This window comes from candidate division KSB1 bacterium (assembly GCA_024655945.1).
GTDB lineage: Bacteria > Zhuqueibacterota > Zhuqueibacteria > JANLFK01 > Oleimicrobiaceae > Oleimicrobium.
The window spans coordinates 36,875-60,935 of record JANLFK010000012.1 but is presented as its reverse complement, the minus strand read 5'-3'; the positions used below and the strand labels follow the sequence as shown (position 1 = coordinate 60,935).

13 protein-coding genes are annotated in these 24,061 nt (G+C 61.2%); 4 read left to right on the top strand and 9 right to left on the bottom strand.

Annotation, left to right across the window (positions count from 1 at the left end; translation table 11 throughout):
- Window positions 1-122: 122 nt before the first annotated feature.
- Genes NUW13_13250 through NUW13_13240 form a run of 3 tightly spaced genes read left to right on the top strand, consistent with a single transcriptional unit; the run spans window position 123 to window position 4,219 of the window.
- The gene (locus NUW13_13250) at window positions 123-1,094 is read left to right on the top strand and encodes an aldo/keto reductase (GenBank protein ID MCR4439982.1); all 972 of its coding nucleotides are present in this window, start codon (window positions 123-125) and stop codon (window positions 1,092-1,094) included.
- Between the two features lie 31 nt (window positions 1,095-1,125).
- Window positions 1,126-2,097 (top strand): pyridoxal-phosphate dependent enzyme, encoded by a 972-nt coding sequence (locus NUW13_13245; GenBank protein MCR4439981.1) that lies wholly within the window; start codon window positions 1,126-1,128, stop codon window positions 2,095-2,097.
- Window positions 2,098-2,149: 52 nt separating this feature from the next.
- The gene (locus tag NUW13_13240) at window positions 2,150-4,219 is read left to right on the top strand and encodes a serine hydrolase (GenBank protein ID MCR4439980.1); all 2,070 of its coding nucleotides are present in this window, start codon (window positions 2,150-2,152) and stop codon (window positions 4,217-4,219) included.
- 574 nt (window positions 4,220-4,793) lie between these two features.
- Here NUW13_13240 and NUW13_13235 read toward each other — a convergent pair.
- The 9 genes from NUW13_13235 to NUW13_13195 form a co-directional block, all read right to left on the bottom strand.
- A complete protein-coding gene (locus tag NUW13_13235; protein MCR4439979.1) occupies window positions 4,794-6,593 on the bottom strand; it encodes a BamA/TamA family outer membrane protein in 1,800 nt (599 codons plus the stop codon).
- Window positions 6,590-10,675, bottom strand: a complete 4,086-nt coding sequence (locus NUW13_13230; GenBank protein MCR4439978.1) for a translocation/assembly module TamB domain-containing protein — start codon at window positions 10,673-10,675, stop codon at window positions 6,590-6,592. Before NUW13_13230 ends, NUW13_13235 begins: the two co-directional genes overlap by 4 nt.
- A gap of 1,699 nt (window positions 10,676-12,374) precedes the next feature.
- Window positions 12,375-14,471, bottom strand: a complete 2,097-nt coding sequence (locus tag NUW13_13225) for an MBL fold metallo-hydrolase (GenBank protein MCR4439977.1) — start codon at window positions 14,469-14,471, stop codon at window positions 12,375-12,377.
- 169 nt (window positions 14,472-14,640) lie between these two features.
- A complete protein-coding gene (locus NUW13_13220; protein MCR4439976.1) occupies window positions 14,641-15,378 on the bottom strand; it encodes an AraC family transcriptional regulator in 738 nt (245 codons plus the stop codon).
- A gap of 78 nt (window positions 15,379-15,456) precedes the next feature.
- Window positions 15,457-15,822 (bottom strand): hypothetical protein, encoded by a 366-nt coding sequence (locus tag NUW13_13215; GenBank protein ID MCR4439975.1) that lies wholly within the window; start codon window positions 15,820-15,822, stop codon window positions 15,457-15,459.
- Between the two features lie 620 nt (window positions 15,823-16,442).
- Window positions 16,443-16,841, bottom strand: coding sequence for a T9SS type A sorting domain-containing protein (locus NUW13_13210; GenBank protein ID MCR4439974.1), 399 nt, complete (start codon window positions 16,839-16,841; stop codon window positions 16,443-16,445).
- Window positions 16,838-18,742, bottom strand: coding sequence for an Ig-like domain-containing protein (locus tag NUW13_13205; GenBank protein ID MCR4439973.1), 1,905 nt, complete (start codon window positions 18,740-18,742; stop codon window positions 16,838-16,840). Before NUW13_13205 ends, NUW13_13210 begins: the two co-directional genes overlap by 4 nt.
- A 466-nt stretch (window positions 18,743-19,208) precedes the next feature.
- Entirely contained in the window at window positions 19,209-20,819 is a 1,611-nt protein-coding gene (locus tag NUW13_13200; protein ID MCR4439972.1) for a glycoside hydrolase family 43 protein, read from the bottom strand.
- Window positions 20,820-21,155: 336 nt separating this feature from the next.
- Complete coding sequence (locus NUW13_13195) at window positions 21,156-22,187, bottom strand: LacI family transcriptional regulator (GenBank protein ID MCR4439971.1); 1,032 nt, start codon at window positions 22,185-22,187, stop codon at window positions 21,156-21,158.
- A gap of 309 nt (window positions 22,188-22,496) precedes the next feature.
- Between NUW13_13195 and NUW13_13190 the strand changes: the two genes are divergently transcribed.
- Window positions 22,497-23,798: a glycosyl hydrolase family 8 gene (locus NUW13_13190; protein MCR4439970.1), complete on the top strand. Its 1,302-nt coding sequence runs from the start codon at window positions 22,497-22,499 to the stop codon at window positions 23,796-23,798.
- Window positions 23,799-24,061 lie beyond the last annotated feature (263 nt).

The following is a 24,061-nucleotide window of genomic DNA, read 5'->3' as shown; positions in this document are numbered from 1 at the left end:
CCGCTTGCTCAAGGCAAACTATACATTTTGTGGCAGAGATGCAAGCGTTTTGTTCTTGACTTTTACCCACGAATTTCCTAATCTATGCGCAGACCGGTCAGCGAAACAAGAGGAGGAGGGTTATGGAGTACGTCAAGCTGGGTCGCAGTGGACTGAAGGTCAGCAGGATTTGCCTTGGCACCATGAACTTTGGGCCGTACGCCCACGAGCGCGAGAGCTTTGCCATCATGGACAAGGCTTTTGAGCTGGGGATAAACTTCTTCGACACGGCCAACGTGTACGGGTGGAAACTTGGCGAGGGTGTCACGGAGCAGATGATTGGTTCGTGGTGCGCGCAGCGCCCTGGTCGCCGCGACCAGATAGTGCTCGCCACCAAGGTCTTTGGCAAGATGGGGGAAGGCCCGAACGACGGCCGCCTTTCTGCCTACCACATCTGCCGCGCCTGTGAGGATAGCCTGCGACGGCTGCGCACCGACCGCATTGACCTCTATCAGATGCACCACGTCGACCCGGAGACGCCGTGGGAGGAGATATGGCAGGCCATGGAACAGCTCCTTCAGGCCGGCAAGGTCCTGTACGTGGGGAGCAGCAACTTTGCCGCCTGGCACATCGTGTACGCGAACGCCGTGGCCGCGCAGCGCCATCTGTTCGGCATCGTTTCTGAGCAGAGCAAGTACAACTTGACGGTGCGCGCCATCGAGTTGGAGATGATCCCCATGTGTCGCGCCTTAGGCGTAGGCCTCCTTCCGTGGAGTCCGCTGGCTGGGGGGCTGTTAGCCGGCGTTCTCAACGAATCGGTGGAGGGGCGCCGCGCCAAGGACGATATCAAGAAGGCGCTGGGCAAGTACAGGGTGCGGGTGGAGAGGTACGAGGCCTTTTGCGCTCAGCGTGGGGAACCGCCTGCTGCCGTGGCGTTGGCCTGGTTGCTGCACAACCCGGCCGTGACCTCGCCCATCATCGGGCCGAGAACCGTGGACCAGCTGGCCTCTGCCATGCGTGCCTTGGAGATTGAACTTTCCGCCGCAGACCTCGCCCAGTTAGACGAGATCTGGCCGGGTCCCGGTGGCCCAGCGCCCGAGGCGTACGCGTGGTGAGGCCCTCAACGCACAAGCGCGGAGCGACAAGGTGAGCGAACGACCTTCCCTTGCAGATATCAGAGAGGCGCACGCGCGGATTGCGCCTCACATCCATCGCACCCCGGTGGTCAGGAGCCGCAGCTTAGACAAACTGGTGGGTGCCGAGCTGTTTTTCAAGTGCGAAAACCTGCAGCGCAGTGGCTCGTTCAAGATTCGCGGTGCCACCAACGCGGTGCTGGCCTTGGGGGCCGAGGAGGCTTCTCCTGGCGTGGTGACCCATTCCTCCGGAAATCATGCGGCAGCACTGGCCCTGGCCGCCAGTCTCAGGGGAATCGTCGCGCACATCGTCATGCCGGAGAATGCGCCCACGGTCAAGGTGGCGGCAGTCAAGGCCTACGGTGGCCGCATTACCTTCTGCTCGCCCAGCATGGAGGCGCGCCAGGAGGCTGCAGCCCGCATCATTGCAGAAACAGGTGCAACCCTCATTCATCCCTACAACGACCACCGCATCATCGCCGGTCAGGGGACGGCAGCGCTGGAGCTCCTGGAGGGAGTCGAGCATCTGGACATGGTGCTGGCGCCGGTGAGCGGGGGTGGTTTGCTGAGCGGCACGGCCCTCGCGGCGAGAGGCTTGCGGCGGCAGGTGCAGGTCCTGGGCTGCGAACCGCGCAATGCCGATGATGCCTTCCGATCGCTACGGGAAGGGCGCATCGTCACGAATCAGCATCCTGCCACCATCGCCGACGGCCTGCGTGCGAACCTGGGGGATAAGACCTTTCCCATCATTCGCGAGTTGGTGGACGACATCGTGCTGGTCAGCGAGGAGGAAATTGTGCAGGCCATGCGCTTGCTCTTCGAGAGGATGAAGCTGGTGGTGGAGCCCTCAGGGGCAGTTGCCTTGGCCGCGGCGCTTTCCGGGAGCGCCAAGGTGGCAGGCAAGAGGGTTGGCATTATCCTCTCGGGAGGCAATGTAGACATGAGTGCCTTCTGTGCCTCGCTGCTGCCTCAGGCGGACTCGTAGAGATAGGCCCTTTAGGCTCGCGGTTACTATTGCAGTGAAAGAGGGAGGAAGTATGCGCCGAGCATGGTGCACGCTCCTGGTGATGCTCACGATTGGTGCAGCAGTCGCTGCAAAGGGCCAGGGGCAGTATGAACAGGCCTTACGCGCCTACCGTGAGTTTGTCCAACAGCAGATGGCTGCGGACGGCATCCCGGGTCTCTCGGTAGGTTTCTACAAGGACGACTTCACATGGGCGGACGGCTTTGGTTACGCGGATGTGGAGAACCGCACACCTGCGACGCCGCAGACCTCCTACCGTCTGGCCTCAGTCACCAAGTCCATGACCGCAGTGGCCATCTTGCAACTTGCAGAAAGTGGGCTGGTCGATTTGGATGCTGAGGTTCAGCGCTATGTCCCCTACTTTCCGCGCAAGCCATGGCCGATTACCGTGCGCCAACTCCTGGGCCACCTGGGTGGCATCAGTCACTACAAGAACTACGAGGTGGAAGGAAGAATCAAGGAGCACAAGGATACCCGTGAGGCCATTGAGATCTTCGCACAGTTTGACCTGGTGGCGGAACCGGGCACAAGCTACCACTACAGCAGTTACGGGTACAACCTTCTTGGCGGCGTGATCGAGGGTGCGGCGAAGCAAAGGTATGGTGACTATCTGCGCACGCATCTTTGGCAGCCACTGGGCATGGTCGATACGCGCATGGACGATCCGGAGGAGATAATCCCCAACCGTGCGCGAGGTTATCGCCTCGTCGATGGTCAGCTGCGTAACTCAGAATTCGTGGACGTCAGCAGTCGGTTTGCCGCCGGCGGCACACGCTCCACCATCCTGGACCTTCTCAAGTACGCCCGTGGTCTTGACAGCGGAAAAATGCTCAGTCCGGAGAGCCTCGCAGCCATGTACACCTGCATGGTGACGCGCGGAGGGCGCTATACGGACTATGGCATGGGGTGGGTGGTGCGGCCGTTCAACGGGCACTTTTGCGTGTACCACACCGGGGGGCAACCAGAGACGCGCACGCTGCTGTTCCGTCTGCCGCGGCTGAACTTCGCCTTGGCGCTTGCCTACAACTTTGAGGGCGGTGACCCTTTGGCCTATGCGGAGCGACTGATCCAACTGCTCCTCGACGAGCGGCGTGCCCGCGCCTACCTCGCTTCACCCGTCGAGAGGGCGTTGTACAGCGCTTTGCAGGAGATCTTTGACTACGGCTTGGCTTACTGTGAACGCTACGGATGCCCGGTAACTGCCGACCCTGCCTCTCTGGTGCAGGCATTTGACTACGTGCGTCGCTGGGTCTGTCTCGATTCTTTGCGCCGAAACTACGAAGGGACCAGGCGCAAACTCCAGGAGGGACGGCACCCGGTGGTTGGGGAACCTTTTGTGGTCGTCGGGTCGCACATGGCGCAGGTGCTGGCAACGCGCTGTGGAGACAAGGCACTATCGCGATACCACCGAGAGGGGCCATTGCTCTTTTTCGCTGACTATGCCCGGGCCGGCGAGGATCGGCCTGGCTGCTGCAACTTGCCTCCTGAGCTGGTGCAGCTCGTGCGCGCCTGGGCAGAAGAGTGGGCAAAGACTTGGACTCCTATGGTGAGGCAAATGGTCACCGCCCCCTCTGTTGACCTGAATTACCTCGAAGCCAATCTGCGAAGGTGCTTTGCGGGAGCGAGAGTCTACCCCGACTTTGCCGCAGAAATCGGCAAGCTCGTGGAACACTATGCCCTTCGGGGACAGGCTCGCGAGGCGGCGCGTGCGGCGCAACTGGGCGTGGAGTTTTACCCTGGGGTAGCACGGCCGTGGCTGATGAAATGTTTGGCAGAAGTTTGTTCTACCGAAAATGCGAAGGCTCAGGAGAGCCTGCGCAAAGCAAAGGAAAGGGACAGAGAGCGAGAGCGCCTGGTGCCTTCCGCCGTGGGCGAAATGGCGGCGCGGTTGGCAGAAGCCGGCAAGCTGGCGGAGGCGTTGACGCTCCTTGAGATTGCCATCGCCGAGTACCCAGGAGAGGCCACACTTTATGACGGCCTGGCAGAGCTTCACCTGCGCCGTGCGCGTGGCTATCTGCGCCAGGCCATCGAGCTGGACCCGACCTATGAGAGCGCGTGGGAAAGGCTGCAAAGGCTCCGGTGAGCAAAGGTACCCTTTGGGGCCGCCGCAGGGGCGGTGGGAGCGCTGGCGATCCAGTTGCCCGGCAGGGATGCGGAGTGCGAAGTTTCCTCGTCCCCGATGGTGGGAGTTAGCAAGGAGGGCCTGGTCGTGGTGCCACGAAGATTTTTCTCCTGCCTCGAAGAACGAAGATAGGGCCTGAGTGGACATGTGTCAGAAGGCGAGAGGTCTGAGGGAACTCCCCGGGCGAAGTCGGCATCTGTTGGCCAGCTTCACACCCGCGCGGCAGCAGAGTAAGGCTTCCTGGCGGGGAGGGCTGCGAAGGCCGAAAGCGCCACGTTCGCCCCGGGGCCGGTTGCCCAGGTGCTGACCAGCGGGTCGTCGACCACGCCATTGCCATCACCGTCGTAGACAGGCGACAAGAGCCGTTGCCGGATTGGGGTCGGAATCGCCGCTGCCGCCGTCGTCCTTGAGCGCCAGTGCCCACTACCTGCGGCGGCGCACATAGCCCAGCACGAGGGGCGGTGGTACCACAGCCCACCAACATGGCTGCCGCATCTCCGACAGAAGACCGGAAAAAGGAGGCGCCAGCGGATGATCAAAAGGCATGGCCCATGCTGAAATAGAGCATCCCTCTCCGCTCTCCAGCGTGGCGGTCCATGTTGACCCCGTAGTCAAGTCGCGCCAGACCGATTGGGGTGTTCAGCCGCAGCCCCACCCCCACCGTAGGCCGCAGGTCGGAGAGCTTGAACTCTTGCGGGGCAGACCAGACGTTTCCGGCCTCGGCGAAGACCACCGCACCTACAGACTTGTACAGCGCCTGACGCACTTCCAGAGCGTTGACGAGGAGCTTCAACCTGCCACCCAAGGGCAATCCTCTTGCATCCAATGGGCCGGCCTTCCGGTAGGCCAGACCGCGGAGAGAGTTGGGTCCTCCGGTGTAGAAGCGCTCGTGCAGCGGTATCTTTTGCATGCCACCTGGCGTGTCCATCCAGCCGAGTTCTGCGCCAGTGGCAATGACGGTCGAAGCGCCCACTGCGTGGAACCACTTCATGCGACCTGTTGAGCGCACGAAGCTATCCGTCCCCCGCAGAAACAGCCCGGCAAACTCATTGCTCCATTCGAGTAGGATGCCAGAGGTAGGGTTGAACATGTTGTCGCGGGTGTCGTGCACCGCCGTGAGCTTCAAGCCCCTGATGACGGTTCGCCTTCTTTCCGGGGCCAGCGTGACGCGAATGTGGGATAGCTCGGCTATTTCGTTCTTGAAGGTCAAGACAAGCGAAGACCGGGCAGCGAAAGGGCGACCAAGTCTGATTGTATTGGCAACCCGGCGGATATCGAAGCCTGGTTCCTGCAGCTGCTCGGCGAGGAGGTTCACGTCGGTGCGCAGCGGTGTGCCAAAGGTCCTCGGTTCAGTGAATGACATCTCCAGGCCGCGATTGACAAAGCTCGCGCGCGAGGCCAGAGCGAATTTGCGCGCCGTGCCGCGCCAGTTGCTGTTGGCTATTTCTACTCGGCCCCGCCACCTCTCTACCGATTCGTAGCCGAAGGCTACGGTGAATTCCCCCGAGTCATTCTCCTTAAGGTCGACCAGGATGTCACGTCTTGTTGAGTCGCCACTGGCGGCCGGTTGCGGGCGAACGAACACTCCTCGGAACAGACCGGTGAGGTACAGCTTGCGCTGTGATGAGAGCAGACGCGAGTACTCCACCACATCGCCAGGTTTGAACTCCAATTCTCTGAGCACAACCCTGGGCCGAGTCTTTTCTAAACCCACAAGGCGGACTTGGTCGATGGTACATCTTGCCTTGGCCCGTACGCGGAAATCGATCAGGGCACGGTGGGTCTCATGGTCGAGGCGCACCTCCGGAGTGACTTCTGCGTCCAGGTAGCCGTTATTGGCGTAGAAGGTCAGCAACGAGAGCGTTGCCGCCTCCACCTTGTTGGCCTGGAACGGCTCCCCTGCTCGGATGTCGATCTTTGCAAGCAGCACTTCGTCGCTGAACACCTGGTTTTCGAAGACGCTCACTCCTTCTACGCGGGTCAGTTGGCCCTCGTCCACGTGGATTTCCAGATGGACCACGCCCCGGGCAGAGTCCACCCGCGCCAGCTGGCCGGTTACCTGTGCCTGGAGATAGGCATGTTGACGGTAGAAAAGCTCGACGGTTTTCACGTCTTCTTGGAAAACCTCTGGGAAGAAGTACGAACGTCGGAGAAAGGATGTGGGGCGAGAAACCACTATGCGGCGCAGTTGCGCAGCGCTGAATGCGTGGGTGCCTTCGAACCGAAGCGAGCCGATCCCCAACCTCCGAGCGTCCTTCGTCGCCCCCAAGCAGATAGCCGCTCCTGAAAGGAGCCAGCTCAGCAAGACAAGTTGTGATACGACGAAGCGCCTCATCTGAACCCTAAGCTGTACTTCAATTCGAGCGCTGAGCGCCCGCCCTGGTCTGTCTGGCCTTGGACAGACAGGTGCCTGGAGAGGCGATAGTCCAAACGGATGCTCTGGTCATTGAGATGACCCACGGTTGTTCTGTATGTAATGCTCATACGGCCTGTTACCTTCTTGGAGGCGACTAATTGCGGGCCCCACTCGCGCCCAAACCTGAACAGATTGCCTTCAATGCTCATTTCCTGTAGACCGAAGAGAGTGCTTACCTTGCTGGTCGCGTAACCGGAAAGGCGTTGACTGGACAGAGTTGCCAGTCGTTGTTGCAGGACGTCACTTAGGCCTGTGTCTGGGCCCTTGGCCGTCAGCTGCTGGCGTCTGGCGCCCAAGGTCAGCAGGGCAAGTATGTCAGCTCTGTCCAAAGGAGGGTCAGAGGAGAGATCGATAACGGTCTGGTCCAAAGGCCCCTTGACGGAAAGGGTGATCGTGTAGTCTTTGCGCTCCAGCGTCTGATGGCTCTTCAGCAATGCCTGGGCCTCCAGATCGACGAGGGGGTTCGTACGAACCGGATCGACAAAGTCCAGCACCCCTCTCTTGACCTCGAACTTGCGGTCGAGGTAGAGGATGTATCCCTCGCGCGCCTGCAGTCGCCCGGATATGTTGGGTTGCGTTGCACTGCCCTGCAGGCTCAACTCGGAGAGCAGCCGCAAGCGCGCCAGGTTGTTGTCGATCCAAAGCTTTTCGCTCTCGCGTAGCCGCACATTCAGACGCGTCTGCCGCAGGAGGGTCGGCAGCTCCGGCCTGGGCCGTGGTGTGGAGCGCGCGAGTGCCACCAAGGACTGGGGTGTGAATCGATAGCGAAGCCGAGATTCGCCCAGCACTACATCACCGTCAAGCAGGTAGTAGCCGCTTTCCTTTCTGTAGTTCAAGCGGGCAGCGCTCACCGTCACGTCGGCCACGTTCGCGCGCGCGATTCTTAGATTGTCGAGCCTGACTTGCACATTGATGTCGTCGAGCGTGCCTGCAGTGTGCCGCAGGAAGCCCGACCCGCAGAGGGTGCCACCGTCAATCCTGGCGAACAGAGTGTCCAGGTGCACGGCGTCTTGGTGAAACTCCAGCCGCACTAGGCCCTGGTCCACCTGTTCCTGGAGCTGCGGCAGGCGCAAAGAGACCCCGCCCACTGCCACGGTGCCCTCAATTTCGGGGGTGCGCATTGGGCCTCGCGCGGCAAGCTCCGCAGAGCAGACGCCGCGCAGGCCTTCCGTTGTCCCCACAAAGGGCTGCAGCAGAGAGAGATTGAGCCGCTCCGCTTGGAGGCGACCCCACAATGAGTCGTGCCGGGCGGTGCCCTCGGCACGAATCTGCCCGGAGTCTGCTATGGTCCCACGAAGGTCAAAGTCATATGCCTTCCCCCACCTGCTGGTAACTCGCCCGTGGAAATGAGCAGGCGCCCCGAAAACCCGGGCCTTCACCAGTTCGACAAGCAGCGTGGAATCTTGCAAGACCGCGAGGAGGTCAACCCCGGTGGCCAGAACTCTGTCGGTTGCTCTGGTCACGCCGCCCTCAGTCAGGCGCAGAGAGCCGCGAAAGCGCGGATGCGCTACCGAGCCCTCGCAGCGCAGGTCGCCGGCAGCCTGGCCTGACAACGATATGGTGGCCGGGAGCAACGGATTTAGTGAAGCCACGTTGAATCCCTCTCCCTGCACGTGGGCAGAAATCCTGCTGGCGGATGTCCACCAGCGGCCCCGCACTCCCGGGTGTACGGGTGCAATCGTCACTGTGGCGCGGGTCGACTGCCCCCCGACTGCAAGCTCCAACATCGGGGCAGTCAATCTGTTCCCGGTCAGCACTACCTCGCCGCGCAGGGAATCCAGTCGGCTGGCTGCGTACCTTGGTTCGCGGACCAAGAACCGAAGCTCCCCTGTCGGGACATCGCGGTTTTGTCCGACTTTCAAGTCAAGGTCCAGCAGACCGCCGAGATCGAGGTTCCTGGGTGCGAGCACCAGGAGGTCGCCGATGCTCACGCCCTTGGCGTGCACGGACGCTGACCACTGGTGGCTGCTCGGCGCAGAGAAATTCGCATCGATCGTGCCCACGGAGCGGCCTTCTGTCAGCGACTGCATTGATTCCAGAACGGACTCGGGCTCAGGACTCGGTTGCGTGGCCTGCAGTGGCACGATGCAGAGGTTGATCGTCGCGTCTCCTTTGCGTGCGGTCATTTGGTAGGTGGCGCGCCCATCCACCGAGAGGGAATCCGTCCGCAGGCGCAACCGGTCCAGCCGCAGCTCCCCTTCCGCTGTTGAGAGCGCGATCTCTGCATGGTCGAACCGGTAGCCTGTGAACGCCGTGTCCTGCAGTCTTATGAGCACATTCCCGCGAGGGCTGGTGAGCGGCCCCCGGGCGCCGGCCTGGTAGAAAAGGTTCCCGGTCAGACCGGAAAGATGGAGCGGCGGCCGGTCCGCATCGATGGGGGACAGCGCTCCCCTGATGAACAGGGCAAGCAACTCCACCCCGTGGCCGGTGACGGCGATTTCGGCGCCCAGGGTGTCCATGGGGAGGTTGCGAAAGGTGAGTTGTCGTCCGGCGAGGCTGGCATGCAGCTTCGGTGAGGTGATGGTGCCGTCCACGGTACCAGCAATGGCGAGTTCACCGGAAAGCTCCCCCACATTGCCGAGTCTGGTCAGCAAGCCGACGTCGCTAACAGAGCCAGAAAAAGTACCCTGCAGACGAGAACCGCGCAGCGTGGTCTGTGCCGCTATCTCTGTCTCCCCTTGTTTGAGCAGAAACTGCCCGATCCCTCGGTTCAGCCTTAGCTGCAGAGAGAGCCCTGGCATTGGCTCGGGGCCGAAGCGAAGGAGAGCGGCCAGGAGGCTTCCCGTGGCGCGCACGCTATCAAGGGCGGTACCGACTCCTCGCCACTGCAGTTGCGCGCCCAGCTTGCCGCTCAGCTTGGCACCTTCGCCGTACAGCCATCGAGCCAATAGCGCCAAGTCGAGGTCTTCGGCCTGGAGGACAAACTGGTGTCGTAACGCCGGATGTCGGGTCATGACACCAGAGCAGGATACATAGCCGCCCAGCAGATCCATGTGCATTTGTTGCAGGTTCAGAGTGTCTTCTTGCCAGGTTGCGTTGAGCCTCAGGTCTACATCCTTGAGATTGCCTATTGAGGCAGAGCGGATGTCTATGCAAGCCTGGAGCGCGGGTATTCGCAGGGTTCCCCCGAGGTCAAAGGTACTGCGCAGCTCTCCGGCGAGCTGGCTGCAGCCGCTTCCTGTCGCCTTGGCCAGAGCCTGCGCCAAAGGCCCGAGCTCGCCGCCTAACTCGAACTTGCCGTTGAGCTTGGCCCCCTGTCCCAAGACCGCCTGGGCTTTGCCAGCGAGTGTCAGGCCGGGAAGGTGCAGCGTCAATCCAGAGAGGAAGGCACGCTCCGGGCTCCATTCTCCCTCCAGCTTCAAGTCGCCAGTGAGGAGGGGCTCTTCGCGGTAGAGCGCGCCGAGGGAATCAATTTCCATCGTGCACAGATAGCGGTTCTCTTCCAGCCTGGTCAGATGCGTGGCAAGGTTCGTGGCGGCCAGTCGGCCCGACGTGCGCAGGTCTTCGAGGCACAGGGCTGAATTGGTTAGGTCGAGGCGCTCCACTTTGACCTTGATGCCGCCGCCGGCAACGCCGCGCCGTGGTTGCTCCGGCTGGACTCTCAGTGGTAGGTCGAAGGTCCCGAGGCTGTCCCGCCTCAGGCGGACCATTAGGCCATCGAGCTCGACTCTCTTCAGCAGGAGCTGCCCCTTGCACAGCGCCAGAACCTTGTAGTCAGTTCTGGCATAGCGCAATCTGAGGAGAGTTCCCGCGTCTGGGGCGCTTTCAGGCCGGATGGCCACATTGCCAAGCTGGAGCCGAGAGACGAGGTTGGTTTCCAGTTCTCCCACCGCGACTGGAAGGCCCAGAGCGCTGGAAATGCGGGCTTCCACCACCTTGCGGAGAACAGCTTCGCCTGGGGGGCAGCTCAGGAGGACCAAACACAGGCCGAGCACGCCGGCGAGCAGGCCGAGTGCAGCCAGGACCCGACGGACAAGAAGTCTTCTTCTAGGTAATCTCACGCGCTTGTGCTTCCTCGATGAAAGGGGGCCGGTAACGTCACCTCGGGCTGCGCAGGGCGAAGCCACTGCGCGGGCAGCGTTGGCCGCGGCTTTGAGGAGAATAGGAGGAGGAGGACGCTTCAGACACCCGGGACAGGAATGTCGTCCTGAGAAGGACAGGTCCGGTTTGTGTCATGTGCGACCTCATGCATCCAGGGACATGCCACAGCTCCGCGGCCTCCTCAATCCGCGCGCGATACCCAGACTTCCGCGTCCCAATCCCCGGCCTCGGCAGCGACTCCTGAGAAGATGAGCGGCTCCCAAAGCACTTGCTTCTTCGGCGGGCTACCCAGCCGGACGGACCGGATGAGGGACACAAGTGCCGGGCGGGCTCTTGCCGGCTTCGATCTTTGCACCGCCCGCCTGCAAGCCGACGCGTCTGTGGAACTTGACCCAAGTCGCTCGGCGGGCCCTTCACCATATGTCTCACGTCCTGAGGCTAACGTCCCGTGGCCAGTGTTCTTTGCCAAATGTATAACAAAATCGAGCTACTGGCAATCATTTTTTGGTGGACGCTGCCAACGTCCTTTCTTCGCGCTCCGCCAACGCCGGTGTTCACCCGGCGATGGATCCCTGCCGGCCAGAGCCGATTACCGTGGGGAGCGCCAGCTCAGGCCTGCGCAGCCCCCCGAGAAGGCACAAGTTCTTCCGACCAGCGGTCTTCGCCGACAGGGGCGGTCATGCGCATGTCGGCCACGTCTCCTGGTGCAACCAACTGCAGGAACGGCAGGATATCGGCCGGCGGTGTAGTGACCTCCCAGGGGACTTTCCGTTGTGGCAGAAGCAGAGCGCACGTGGGCGGCGTTCCTGCAGACCAGAAGGATCCCCCTTTGATACGGGGGTCATGCAAGGGGAGAACCAAGCCCTGCCGGCACGGCAGCATTGGCAAAGGATTGGCAAAAACCTTGCTCCTTCTGCACTGGATCTCTCCCGCCAAGAGGCAGGCAAGCATGCGCAAGACATGGCCCTTTCACTTTGGCGCGGGGGCGCAAACCTCCGCGTGATGGTGGCATCTGAGCCCAGGCGGGCGGGGCGAGCGAGGAACTCTTCGGCGGGGCAGTCATAGGGTTTCCAGAGAGTCGCCTCAGTCCGTCGTCGGCGTTTAGGAACCGGCGTCTGGCCCCACGGCGAGAGAGGGCGCATTTTCTGGTCCTGAAGGAGTCTGATCAGGGGTTTGGTGCAACGCTCGAGGCGCGGCAAGTGCGGTGCCGGGCGTCAGTGGACCTGGCAATCCATGGCGTCGTCCTCGCGCCACGCAGGACCCATGTTGAAGTCCTGCTTGGGACGGCCGTGTGAGCGGGATCTTGTTGCACTTGATTGCTACACAGGCCACCGAACCCGAGCGTTGATGAGCTGTCCAGACGATTTTGTCAGGCCCTGCCGTACCGGGATAAGGGCCCGCTAAGAGGCTGCGGCTGCTTCGCCCCAGGACCGTGGCCTCACCGTAGTGCGTCGCCATGTGGTCTTGCCTTCCCCACACTGCTCTTCCCGCGGCCTGCCGCCGATGGCAGAACCGGGCGACAAGCAGGTGCTCAGGCAGAAAAACGGCGCACGTGCACCCGGAGCTCTGTTCCCCCTTCAGGTAGCCCAAAGCTTTGCCGGAACGGCTGAGGGGAGAAGAGGGGCGACATGGGCCGGCCCCCTACAGATGCGCGCGGCGTCATCTGAGCAAGAGGCACTTGTTGGTGACCTCCAAGGTGCCGGCCCGCAGCCGGTATACGTAGACACCGCTGGGGAGCTCCCTGCCATCGAGAATAGCAGCATGTTGCCCCGCAGCCTGTGAGCCTTCGACCAGGGTCAGCGGCTCTTCGCCCAGCACGTTGTAGAGCTTCAGCGTCACGAACGCTGGGTGAGGAAGCGAATAGCCAATGGTCGTCGTTGGGTTGAAAGGGTTTGGGTAGTTCTGTCCCAGGAAGAAGAGCCTCGGCAGGTCATCCATGCCCTCTGCCGGCTCCACGGATGTGCTGCCCGTAAGCCAACGGAGAATCCTTTCCACCAGCTCGGACGCCACAGTGGGTTTGGGGCCGGTGACCTTTTCTACGCCAAATGCCAGATAGACCAGACGGGCGCCGGTGTTAGGCTTCTCGTATCTCAGGCCGGCAGGCGCGTTCCCCGGTACGTACTTGAGAGTGGGCGTCGCAGGGGGCAGGGCCTGGATGACGTCAGGTGCCGTGCGGTGTCCTTCACCCGCCGGCGTCTTGGCTAAGCCAACGACCATGCCGCCGCCGATCGGGTCCCCCACGACCCCGACAGCCGCCGTGGCGTTGCAGCTATCAGCGGCGAACACCGTGCACAGGTAGTCAGCAAGAAAGAGCGAGTCCGCTGTTGAGCCGTCCCCACCCAGGTCGTACGCGATGTTCTGTCCGCAGAGCAACAGCCTTCCGCCCTGCTCTAAGAAGGCAGCAAGAACTGATTGCTCCTCGGCGGTGAGGCTGTTTTTCCGATCATCGCCGGTGAGCCAGACGACTGCCTCATGCGCCTTGAGCAGCTCCAGTGCCGGGCAGCCGTTGGCGGCAACTTCCCAAACATCCGGGATGAAGATGTTGGCGTAGACCTCCTGGTAGGCCTGTCCATCATCATCGTCAACCAGGAGCACAGTCGGCGTGCCAATGACCAGACGGAAGCTGTCGACCTTCGCATAGCCGCGGTTGGCGCCTATGTCCAAGTAGAACGTGCCGTAGTGCGGGCTGGCGTTGGCGTGCGCCGAAAGGGAGAACGGATTGGCGTCGTTAGATGTCCTTTCTTCAGGGGCTATGTTGCCAAAGAAGGAGGTGATGTTGCCGAGCTGGACGTCCGCACCGGCGGTGCTGAGGCTTGCAGTGACGTTCGTGGCGTCGACCCAAAGGTTGCGGAGGGTTACCACCAACTGCACCGTTTCTCCCGCGTCGGCGCGACCATTGTTGTTGCCGGCCTGGTCAGCCACCGTCACCTGATCGACACGGATGTCGGGCAGAGTAAAGTCAGAAAAGGGGAAGGGGCTCAGACTGATGACGGTGGTCGGCAAGATGCCCATGTCTGAGGTCGCCACGCTGTACTTGGCTCCGGCGTGACGTTCGATCTGATACTCCTTTCCGGCAGAGAGACATTGCTCTTCCAAATAGGCCAAGAACTCTGACTCGTATTGCTTGCTCCAATAGTGCATCGGGATCACCTTCCTTGGGCGGAGAGAGTCAATGAACGCCTCCGCCTCCGGGATGAACGTGTTCACGCCCTCGATGGGCATGAGAAGCAAGTCGATGCGCGCGGGCAAGACCTGCCGGAGGTAGTTGCGGTTTGCCGGGTTTGCGATGTTCATGATATTCGCCTGCGCATCGCCAAGATGCACGAGGGTGAATCCCTTCCAGGTGAAGATGAAAGCGCTGTTGTCCTTCTGTGCCACGGAACTCTCCGCCACCCGCACAGGTCCAATGCAGAGCTCGCCAAGGCGCAGCGTGTTAAAGTCCGTCAGGACATAGCTGACGCTATCCGGTTGACGGCGGGGGTCCCAATGGTCCTCGTGTCGATGCGAATAGGTGACCATGTCCGGGCGAAGGGTCGCAATGCTGTAAATGGGGCTGGGATAGCCGTACGCGTTGGAGGTACCGTAGTCGGTCAACACGTGTATTCCGTTGTCGAAGGCGATGACGAAAGAGCTGTGTCCCAGATAGTGCAGAAAGATATGGGATTCCTGCGCCCCGACGGGCGACACGGTGACCACGGGCCCACTTGCGCTGACCAATACGCCTAGCAATAGCAAGAAGGTGCGATGGACTTTCATCTGACTACCTCCTCTCCGCGATGATAAGGATGCGCAGGCCGCCGAGGCCTCGGGATCGTGCCATTTGGCAGCACAAATGTAGAAAGAAAAAGCCCGCTCGTCGCCCGACTTTAGAAAGTCGGACTATTTTTCTGCGCGGAGAAAGGGTTTCTATGCGGGGACAGGAGTTCTATGCAGTTTCTGCACGGGGAAGGTGGCTCGCGGAGCCGGGGTGTGTGGAATTGCGCAGGCTGTGCACACGCCTGTACTGGGTGGGTGTGAGTCCCGTGTGCCTCCTGAACACCTCGTTGAACACTGACTTGGAATTGAAGCCCACCTCATACAGCACTTCCGACACCGTCTTCGGCCGAGGGTTGGCGCCCACCAGATGTCGCTTGGCCTCCTCGACTCGATAGGAATTGACAAAGGTGAAAAAGTTCTGGCAGAACACCTCGTTGATTACCTGCGAAAGATGCCAGCGCGGGATCGACAACATTTGGGAGAGCTTGTCGATGGTCAGGGACGGACACAAGTACGGCTTCTCTGCTTCCATGTACCGCCTGAGCCGCTCTGCATACCGTTCCATTTGCGCCTTGGTCAACCTGTACGCGGAGCACTTTGGTTTTTCTTCTACGCTCGCAAAAAGCTTCAATTGCGCCGTGCCCTTGAAAACAAGAAGGGTGGTGAAGACCAAGAAGATGGCTATCGAGTACAAGTCGATTATCCCAGTCAGGTTGCCTTCAGGAACACCAAGGGCAGTCAAGGTTGCGCGAGAGGCCACGAAGAGCCAATGCAAGGAAATGAGCGCGAGCAGTGAGAGGAGCCAGCTCAGGTCTATTTGGTGAACGGTGGAGTAGACACTCCGTATCCTTTGACGATAACCGCGCACGGTGTAGAGCATGGCGGTGATGTAGCCGAGAATCTGCACGAGGTTCAGGCCCCAGAACGCCTCGCCAAACCGGGAGACAAAGAGCTTGCCGTACCACGTCGCCGCACTGTCTGCATTCTAACACCACATTGCGCCCAAGGTGCAGAGAAGCACGACGAAGAACGGGATGAAATGCAAAGAAGTCTTGGCGGCGACTCTAAAGTCCTTGTAGCACAAAGCCCGCACGTACAGGAAAAGCAGCGGCGCGAGCAGGAAGAACCCCGCCTTGCTGAGTCGAAACAGATAGTCGGGCTCGCTGTGCTGCACAATCCCGAAGCGGAAGACAAACCACCGCGCGATGAGCAAGGCTTTCGTGAGCAGAAAGGCCATGAGGAACAGACGCGGGGTGAGCCGGCCGTTCTTTTGCGCGGCCAGCACCACAGCCAACGAAACCAGCTGGAATCCGGTGACCGTAAGGACAACGTCTGTGAGCACGTTCACCATGGCTTAGTGTTTCCTCCTCGGCCGCAAGCGACTGGCGCTGATGAGATGGAAATGAGCCGCTTCCGCAGCGTGGGCTCTCCGCGAGCAGAAAAGAGCAAACACACGCCCCTTGCCGCGGGGGACGCAGACAGGACCTGACGTCCCCCGCGCGGCGCGAATGGTTCCTGTTTCGCGAACACCGTCGGTTGCCGACAATCTCCTCAAGTCGGGCAGGGCTCTGCCGCGCGCAGCCCTGGCTGCCGGGAGCCAATACTGCCACGCGCGCGAGCCCCCGCATGATCCCTGGCGCCCTGAGCAAGCGGCCAGCCGGCGCCTCATGACGCTTCGGGCTGGCCCTGCGTTTCAGGAGGCGACCCGGTCTACTCTGCCCCTCTCTTTGTGCCTCAGCCCAAGAGCCCCGTTCTCAGCGTCCACTCACGCCCGATGCATGTTTCAGTCGCTAGTGCGGCGAGTCGGCAGAGACCACCGGTTTCCGCGATGCGTGTCAAGCTGCGACCGGCCCCCTTCCCTCGACAGCGTGCGAGTCGTCCAAGCCCGGTTGGCCACCTTCCGCTTGCAACGTGCCGCCTCGCCACCGCAGCTCGCGGGGTGGGAACTGAGCGCACGCGGCCTGTCAATGATCATGGTGGGCTTATCCGACGCTCCAGCCGCCAACTTTTGGCCGACAGGGCATGAGCTCGGCGCGTAATCACCATTTTGCGCACCGCCGCAAATTGTTGCATATGGAGCTTGCAGAGGTAGACGCCTGAAGGCAGATCTCCCCCATGGAAGTGAACGCGGTGCGCGCCCGGCTGCTGCTCCTCGTCAAGGACGGTGGCGATTCTGCGGCCGAGCGGGTCGAGCACCTCCAGTCGGACGCGACACCTCTGCTTGACGTGGTATTCGATCGTTGTGACGGGATTAAAGGGATGGGGATAGTTCGGCAGCAGGGCGAAGGCCCCCACCGTCTGGGTAGCCTGTTCCCCGTCCTCCACGTCGGTGACCAGGTTGCCAGTCTGAGCGTCCACAAACAGGGTCATCTCCTCCGCAGTGGAGGAGAGGTAGTGAATGAACCAGACAGGGAGGTTCGGGGCCCAGGGACAGCCCCGCGCACCAGGCCCGCGTCTACCCACACATCGCTTTGCGTGGCGCGGTAGGCGCTGCCGCCATTGCTCTCGGCCACAAAGGCGGCCACATCGCTATCCACCCAGTTGGCAGGCAGGGGCCCTGTGTAGAACAGGGGCGGCGCCTCGCCCTGCCACACCGGCATACCTGCATAGAAGATGAACGCCCGCAAGGAGTCGCGAGAAGCAGAGTGGTAGGCGTACAACCACATTTCGGCCTCGCCAGAGGGAGTGAGGCTGCCGAGGTGCGTGCCCAAGAACACCAGTTGTGCATCCTGTGCCCACGCTAAGGCCGCCTGCTCAGCAAGGGAGAGGCTAAAGCGTGCGGTAGTGGTGCGCAAGGGCGGTGGCCAGGAGAACAGCAAGCGCCCGCTTTCGGCATCTATGAATGCCATCCAGAGGTCGCCTGTGCTCTCGGACATGTACATGAGCGCCCACACAGGGGCACTGGTCGCCAGCAGGTTGACCTTGCCGCGTTGCAAGGGCCTGTGCGATGCGCTCAATTGCAGGGATGCAGCTCCTGCCTGCCAGAGGCCGCGCCTTTGCGCCGGTTCGCCCCGAACAGCTTGACCAGCTTGGTGCAAGCCTGCGAGCTTGGGTGTGCCCGGGAGCTCAAAGTGGCTCAGGAAGGCAGTGATGTGCGCATCGGGAACCGCTTGCCGGAAAGCTTCGCCACCGTTTGCCTCAGCGGAAGCGGCCGCCACGTCGCTGTCGACCCAGTTTTCCGGCAAGGCAGTGATGTCCGGAGCCTCTTCCTCCCACGAGAAAGGCGCCAAAAAGAAGGAGCTGGCCATGATGCCATGCAGTTTTTGCTCTTGCCTGGAGAAAAACAGGTAGAGCCAGAGGGGCGAGGTGCCGGATGGCGACAGGTCTGCGGCGGCCACCCAAACAAGATGAGCGTCGGCTGACCATTCTCCTACCAGAGCGGCGGCAGCGTCGTAGCGCTGCCTGGCCGTGAGGGGCGTGACGGCCGAAAGCGTCATATCCACGCCAGTGACATTTGCCCCCTCGCCGACCACCAGGCTGTCGACCACGCCGTCGCCATTAGGGTCGTAGACGGCCAGCAAGTCCACTGCGGGATTCGGGTCGAAGTCGCCGCTGTGGTCCACATCCTTGTGAGCCACTGGCCAATACCTCCCAGAGGGCACATTTTGCACCGTACAAGCGCCGTTGGAGGTGGGGACCACCGCCATGGCCTGCGCGTCGCCGGAAAAAAGGTCCGAGAAAAGAGCCACCACGGTCCCGGACGGATCACCTCCGGGGAGCGCGATGGTGCCGCTCACGGTAGCCGTGGGCAAGGTGCTTCCAGTGGTGAAGGTGACCACGACCGGCAACTGCAACGCGGCGCCGGTAGCGCTGCGTGCGCCGAGCACGGCAAGGAAGTAGCGAGTGTCAGGGCACAGGTGTAGATTGTGGATGCGCACGGTCCGCAGGTCTGGGCTGAGCGTGATGGAATCGGGTTCGCCTGGCTCGGGCACCATCCACAGACCGAGATAAAAGTCAGGGGGCCAGGCGAAACGGGCCGAGGTGTCCAGCGGGGCGTTGAACGTAATCAGGAACGTGGCTGCTGTGTCGACGTTGGTGGCGCCGTTGGTCGGCGCTGTGGATACCACGGCAAACTGGGCAAATCCTTGCGATGCGCCAAGTGCGAGGAGCAAGAACAGACCCTGGGAAAACGCTACACCAGGACGGAGGAAGTACGGCTTGCGCGTAATGGCCTCCTTGGGCTTGGGTGCGCAGCTGAGGGCGACCTTGGTGGTAGCGCGAGCATGATAACTGCCCCTCAGGCAAAGGCCACTGCCAGCGTCGCGAGCCATCAGGCTACCATGCGGCCCCAGCGTCCTTTTCGGCCCAGCGCCAGGCGTTTCAGAGGAACGTCCCGCGGGAAGTCACGCATGTGCTGAGCATGTTCGGGCAAGCAGCTTTGGCTCCTCGGCAAGCTGTGCTCTCCTCGCCGGCAGGCTCCCATGTCGCCCAACGGGTGAAACGGAAGACGCCCCCCGCCGCTCGTGCGAAGCAGCCGCAGGCATGTCACATGGTGATGCGCCGCTTGCCATACACTCGTAGCCTTTGCGCCAATGCAGCGAAAAGAGCTGCCAATGTCAAGGAGAAAAACGAGCTCGTCTGGAGAGCTCTCCAGCTCGCCCCCCTCGGAGCAACTCGCGGCAAAGCAAGTGCTCACTGGCCCCCGGGGAAAAGGGCCTTGCGCTCCGCGCTTGGCGAAGCCTGCCTGCCCAGCTTTGCTTTGAACAAGGCTGCCGGGCCAAACGTCGTCCCGAGCTTTCAGTTCTTCGGATCGAAACCCAGATATTCGAACCAATCGAAATCGGCAGGCACAGAACAGGCTCGGCCGTTGCCGGTGGCGTAGAGCCCGAAATAGACGCCCGTGAAGCACATGCCGTCTTTGAATCCGATCCGCTCAACCGAGAGGTCCCGCGTCAATGCCTCGCCGAGGACGGTTCTTTGGCCTTCCACGGACACAGAGGCAAAGCGGTAGCAGAGCGGCTCGGCCTCGATCTGCAGGGCCACCGCTCCCTCTGGCAGGTCGGTGAACGCAATCGGCTCAATGACTTGGCCGTCGAGGACCTTGCGAAAGGCAACTTGCCGCCTGGCGGCCTTGCGGGTGACGAAAAGGTCGTAGTGGTACTTGTCGTTCTGCCGGACCACAAGCCCTGCTTCCTCATTTTCAGAGCGAGGGCTGAATTCCAGCCGCGTGGCGACGCGACAACGCAAGTCTGTTTGACGAATGCCCACGAAGGTCGGGGAAGCGCGGTCGGTCAGGCTGGCCGCAGCGCCGTACAGCCGCAAGAACCCTGGACGCGCGCTGAGGGAGTAGTTCGCCGAGTCGGGGTTGCGGACAAAGTTCCAGCGGAAGTCCAGCGTGGGCTCGTCGAACTCCACGCGCGATGGCGGAACCTCCCACACGTGCGGCTTCAGCTTGGGTGCCACGAACACGGTGTCCACCGTGCCATTGTTGCCCACGGCCGGCCAGCCGTCCTTGGCAAAGGTCACCCGGACAAGATACGTTTCGCGGCCGATGTGGTGGAATCGGCCACCCTGCGGCCTGAACCCCAAACACACCAGCCACCACCCGTCCGGAGTCTCCACCAGGTCGGCATGCCCCACCGCCTGGATGGGGTGGTCGGGGAGGTGGCGATGGGTGAGGATCGGGTTCTGCGGATGAGGCTCGAAAGGTCCCCAAGGGGAATTGCTCCTGGCCATGGTGACGCAATGGTCGTAACTTGTCCCGCCTTCGGAGATCATGAGGTAGTACAGGCCGTGGATGCGGTAGAGATGTGGCCCCTCAGGCCAGATGCCCCCAGTCCCAGCCCAGAGGTTGCGTGGTTCGCCCTCCAGGGTGCCGGTCTGCAGGTCCATGGTTCGCTGCAGGATGTGGCCGTGGCGTCCCCCTTCCTGGCGACAATAGTAGGCCGTGCCATCTTCATCGAAGAAGAGGGAAGGATCAATCCCCTCCTGGTCAAGCCACACAGGATCTGACCAGGGTCCGGCCGGGTCCTTTGCCGTTACGTAGAAGTTGCCGCCGCAGTCCACGCAGGTGGTTACCACGTAGAAAGTCCCGTCATGGTACCGGATGGTCGGAGCATAGATCCCGCCCGAGGCTCTCACACCGTCGAGATTGAGCTGGCTCTTTCTGGTGAGGGCGTAGCCGATGAGGCGCCAGTGGACCAGGTCCTTGCTGTGCTGCACAGGCACACCAGGAAAATACTCGAACGTGCTGTGCACCAGGAAGTAGTCGTCTCCCACTCGACAGATGCTGGGATCGGGATGAAACCCAGGGAGAATGGGATTGTGGGCGGTACGCGCAACGTGTTCCTGGCAGGAAAGCGACAGCGTCAACAGACAGCAGAAGGTGAGGAGATTGGCGATTCTCATCAGTGGCTCCAAGTCGTGCCCTCGGACCGTGGATGGCGCGGCAGACAGGCGACGACCGGTGGGTTGCGCCGTTCGCAAGACAACCCCTGGGTCGCAGGCTGTTGTTCCCGCGGGGAGAGCCGGCAACAAGAAAGCTCCTCCAAGAGCAGAGAAAAGACCCGACAGAGCGGGGTGGAGCCTTAGCTGTTCGCAGCGATCGCACGAGCATTGGGGAGGAATTGCTCCTGCACGAATCCCCGCTAACGCGCCGCCTTCTGCCGGCTCGGGCTTTCCGCTGCACGCTCTGACTCGAACAAAAAGGCGAGGTTTTCCCTGGTCCCTCCCCTTGGCTGCCAGCTACGGTCGAAGCGGCTTTGTTGATTCCCTGACGATGAAATCCGTTTCGAGCACCACTTTCTCGGGTGGCAAGGCCGTTGGAGACTCGATGTTCCGGATGAGGATCTCGGCTGCCTTTCTCCCTATTTCGTACTGCGGGGCCCTGATCGTAGTCAGCGGGACCGGGTAGAGACTGGCGTAGTAGATGTCGTCGTTCCCGACAATTGAGATATCATCTGGCACCCGGATATTCAGCTCCCGCAGGGCGGTCATCACCGCCAGCGCCTGCTGGTCGTTGAAGCACACGATGGCCGTGGGATACTCGTGGGGCTGCCGGCTCTTGAAATAGCGGAGAGTGTTCCCGTAACTCTCTTCATGCCGGGAACCGATGGAAACGACCATGTCATCGCGAAAGACCAATGGGCTCTCGCTAAAGGCTTGGCGGAAGCCGTCGATGCGCTCGTGCGTGTGGGACGACTGTGGGGGGCCGGCAAAGTGGACGATCCTCGTGTGGCCGATCTCGATCAGGTACTTGACTGCCTTCTTGATGGCCTTGATGTTGTCAATGGCCACCACGTTCGCCTGAATGCCCTTGACGTCCTCCAGAAGGACGAATGGGTAGTTGAGCATTTTCAGCTTGAAGAGGTGCTCGATTTCCGCGGTCCCTTCGACCAGCGGCGCAATGATTGCCCCCTTGATGTCCTTTGCCGAGAACAGGTGGGTGTACTTCTTCTCGCATTCGTGGTCGTTCTCTGAGCTGGTGACCACAACTGAGTATCCCCTGCGGTTTGCGTACTCCCTGGCGCCCAGTGCGATGGTGGTGTAGAAAGGATAGCTCAAGTCCTTGATGATGATACCGATGCTCTTGTCCAGTTCACCGTTCTTCAAATTCCTGGCCACACCGCGGGGTCGGAAGTTGAGCTCCTTCATAACCTTGAGGACGTGCTCCCTGGTCTCTGCGCGAACAGTGTTCCTGCCATTGATGACCGCAGAGACGGTTCCCTTCGACACTCCCGCCCGCTTGGCAACGTCCTCAATTGTCACTCTTTCCATCTGGGTCTCCCTGTCAGACTTGCTCAGTTGAAACGTTCCAAAGTTTCGCATAAATATAGTTCTTTCCGCAACAAAAATCAACCGGAATGTGGCCAATGAAGCGCGATGAAGGAGAGGTCATCGAGGCAGGCGGTCTCGGAACCCTTGGGGCCTGAAGTCACTTGGTTGTCAGGGAACATCAGCGTGCCCAGCGGAGAAAAAGCCCCGTGTGAGGCGATTTTCTGCTTGACTTTTTCCGGGTTGTTGATTACATTTGAACCGATTCAAGTGCTACCAAACCCGGCGTAGACCGAACTGGAGGCTGTCCTCGTGGCCCAGAAGGAGAAAATCCTGCGTACGAGCTTGATGGTCATTGCCCTGCTGTCGTTCAGTTGCCTGCCTCGGGGCATTGTGGCGCGCGCGGAAGAGGGGGCATGTGCCCGTTCGGGCGCCTACTTCTCCGGTTTCTATCCCAACCTCTTCGCGACCCTCCTGGGCAAGACCGAAGCAGAAATCGAGGCCAAAATAGCGGCGGCCTTCCAGCAACTTTTCTACGGCCGGGACGACAGCGAACGCATCTACTACCCCGTGGAGCCGGACATGGCGTACATTCTGGACGTCTGGCACCAGGACGTCCGCACAGAAGGCATGTCCTATGGCATGATGGTCAGCGTGCAACTGGACAAGAAGGAGGAATTCGATCGCCTCTGGAAGTGGGCCAAGACCTACATGCAGCACAAGGGAGGCCCTCGCCGCGGCTATTTCGCATGGCACTGTCAGACCACCGGTGCGGTGATCGATTCCAATGCTGCTTCCGACGGCGAGGAGTGGTTTGTGATGGCCCTCTTCTTTGCCGCCGCTCGCTGGGGAAATGGCGACGGCATGTACAACTACGAGGCGGAGGCCCAGGCCATCCTCGATGCGATGTTGAGTAAGGCGGATTCCTCTGACAGGGTCGATGTGGTGACCACCATGTTCAGCAGAAGGCACAAACAGGTGGTCTTTGTGCCGGTGGGCAATGCCGACGATTTCACCGACCCCTCTTACCACGTGCCGCACTTCTACGAGCTGTGGGGCAGGTGGGCAAGGAGGGAGAACCAATTCTGGTGCGAGGTCGCCGAGACGAGCAGGCAGTTCCTGAGGCGCGCTGCGCATCCCGTCACCGGACTGTTCCCCGACTATGCGCTGTTCGACGGTTCTCCCCACGACCCACCTTGGGGCGGCGGCCACAGGGACTTTCGCTATGATGCCTGGCGGGTGGGAATGAATGTCGCCATGGACTATGTGTGGTTTGGCAGGGACGATTGGGCGGTTGCCCAAAGCGACAGGTTACTCAACTTCTTTCTTGCTGAGGGGATCGGCAGGTATGGCAACCTCTATACCTTGGAGGGCAAAAAGCTCTCTGGTGAGCACAGTCCTGGCCTAGTTGCCATGAATGGCGCCGCTGCGCTGGCAGCAACGGGAAGGCAGCGCAAGCAGTTTGTGCAAGAACTCTGGGACATGCCTGTGCCGCGAGGGCCGGGCAGATACTATGACGGTGTGCTCTACCTGTTGGCCATGCTGCAAGTGAGCGGCAACTTTCGCATTTATGACCTGAGAGGCAAGCCCATTCAAGAGTGTTCGGGAAGGTAGTTCCCCTGTGTGCTTGCCCGAAGGGGGCTGAGAATCCAGGAGGGAGAGCCTGTCATGCGCACTTTGAGAGCACTTAGGAGAGCGGGACGTGGTGAGAATGCCGGAAACGCACGAGGGCTTGATGCCAGGTTGCTGGCCGCTTGCTTCGCGGTTGCGATAGTCCTCTTCCCCTTTCAGCAGGGGCTGTGCGGAGCTTGGAAGAGCCCCCCTTATGTCACTATCGAGCAAGGCAAGGGGAGGTTTCCGCTGGTTAAGGAAGGGGA

Coding starts and splice junctions, on each gene's coding strand:
- NUW13_13195 (MCR4439971.1), bottom strand. CDS start 22,187: ATGGAAAGAGTGACAATTGAGGACGTTGCCAAGCGGGCGGGAGTGTCG.
- NUW13_13215 (MCR4439975.1), bottom strand. CDS start 15,822: ATGGTGAACGTGCTCACAGACGTTGTCCTTACGGTCACCGGATTCCAG.
- NUW13_13235 (MCR4439979.1), bottom strand. CDS start 6,593: ATGAGGCGCTTCGTCGTATCACAACTTGTCTTGCTGAGCTGGCTCCTT.
- NUW13_13205 (MCR4439973.1), bottom strand. CDS start 18,742: ATGGCTCGCGACGCTGGCAGTGGCCTTTGCCTGAGGGGCAGTTATCAT.
- NUW13_13210 (MCR4439974.1), bottom strand. CDS start 16,841: ATGACCCTGTTTGTGGACGCTCAGACTGGCAACCTGGTCACCGACGTG.
- NUW13_13240 (MCR4439980.1), top strand. CDS start 2,150: ATGCGCCGAGCATGGTGCACGCTCCTGGTGATGCTCACGATTGGTGCA.
- NUW13_13225 (MCR4439977.1), bottom strand. CDS start 14,471: ATGAAAGTCCATCGCACCTTCTTGCTATTGCTAGGCGTATTGGTCAGC.
- NUW13_13200 (MCR4439972.1), bottom strand. CDS start 20,819: ATGAGAATCGCCAATCTCCTCACCTTCTGCTGTCTGTTGACGCTGTCG.
- NUW13_13250 (MCR4439982.1), top strand. CDS start 123: ATGGAGTACGTCAAGCTGGGTCGCAGTGGACTGAAGGTCAGCAGGATT.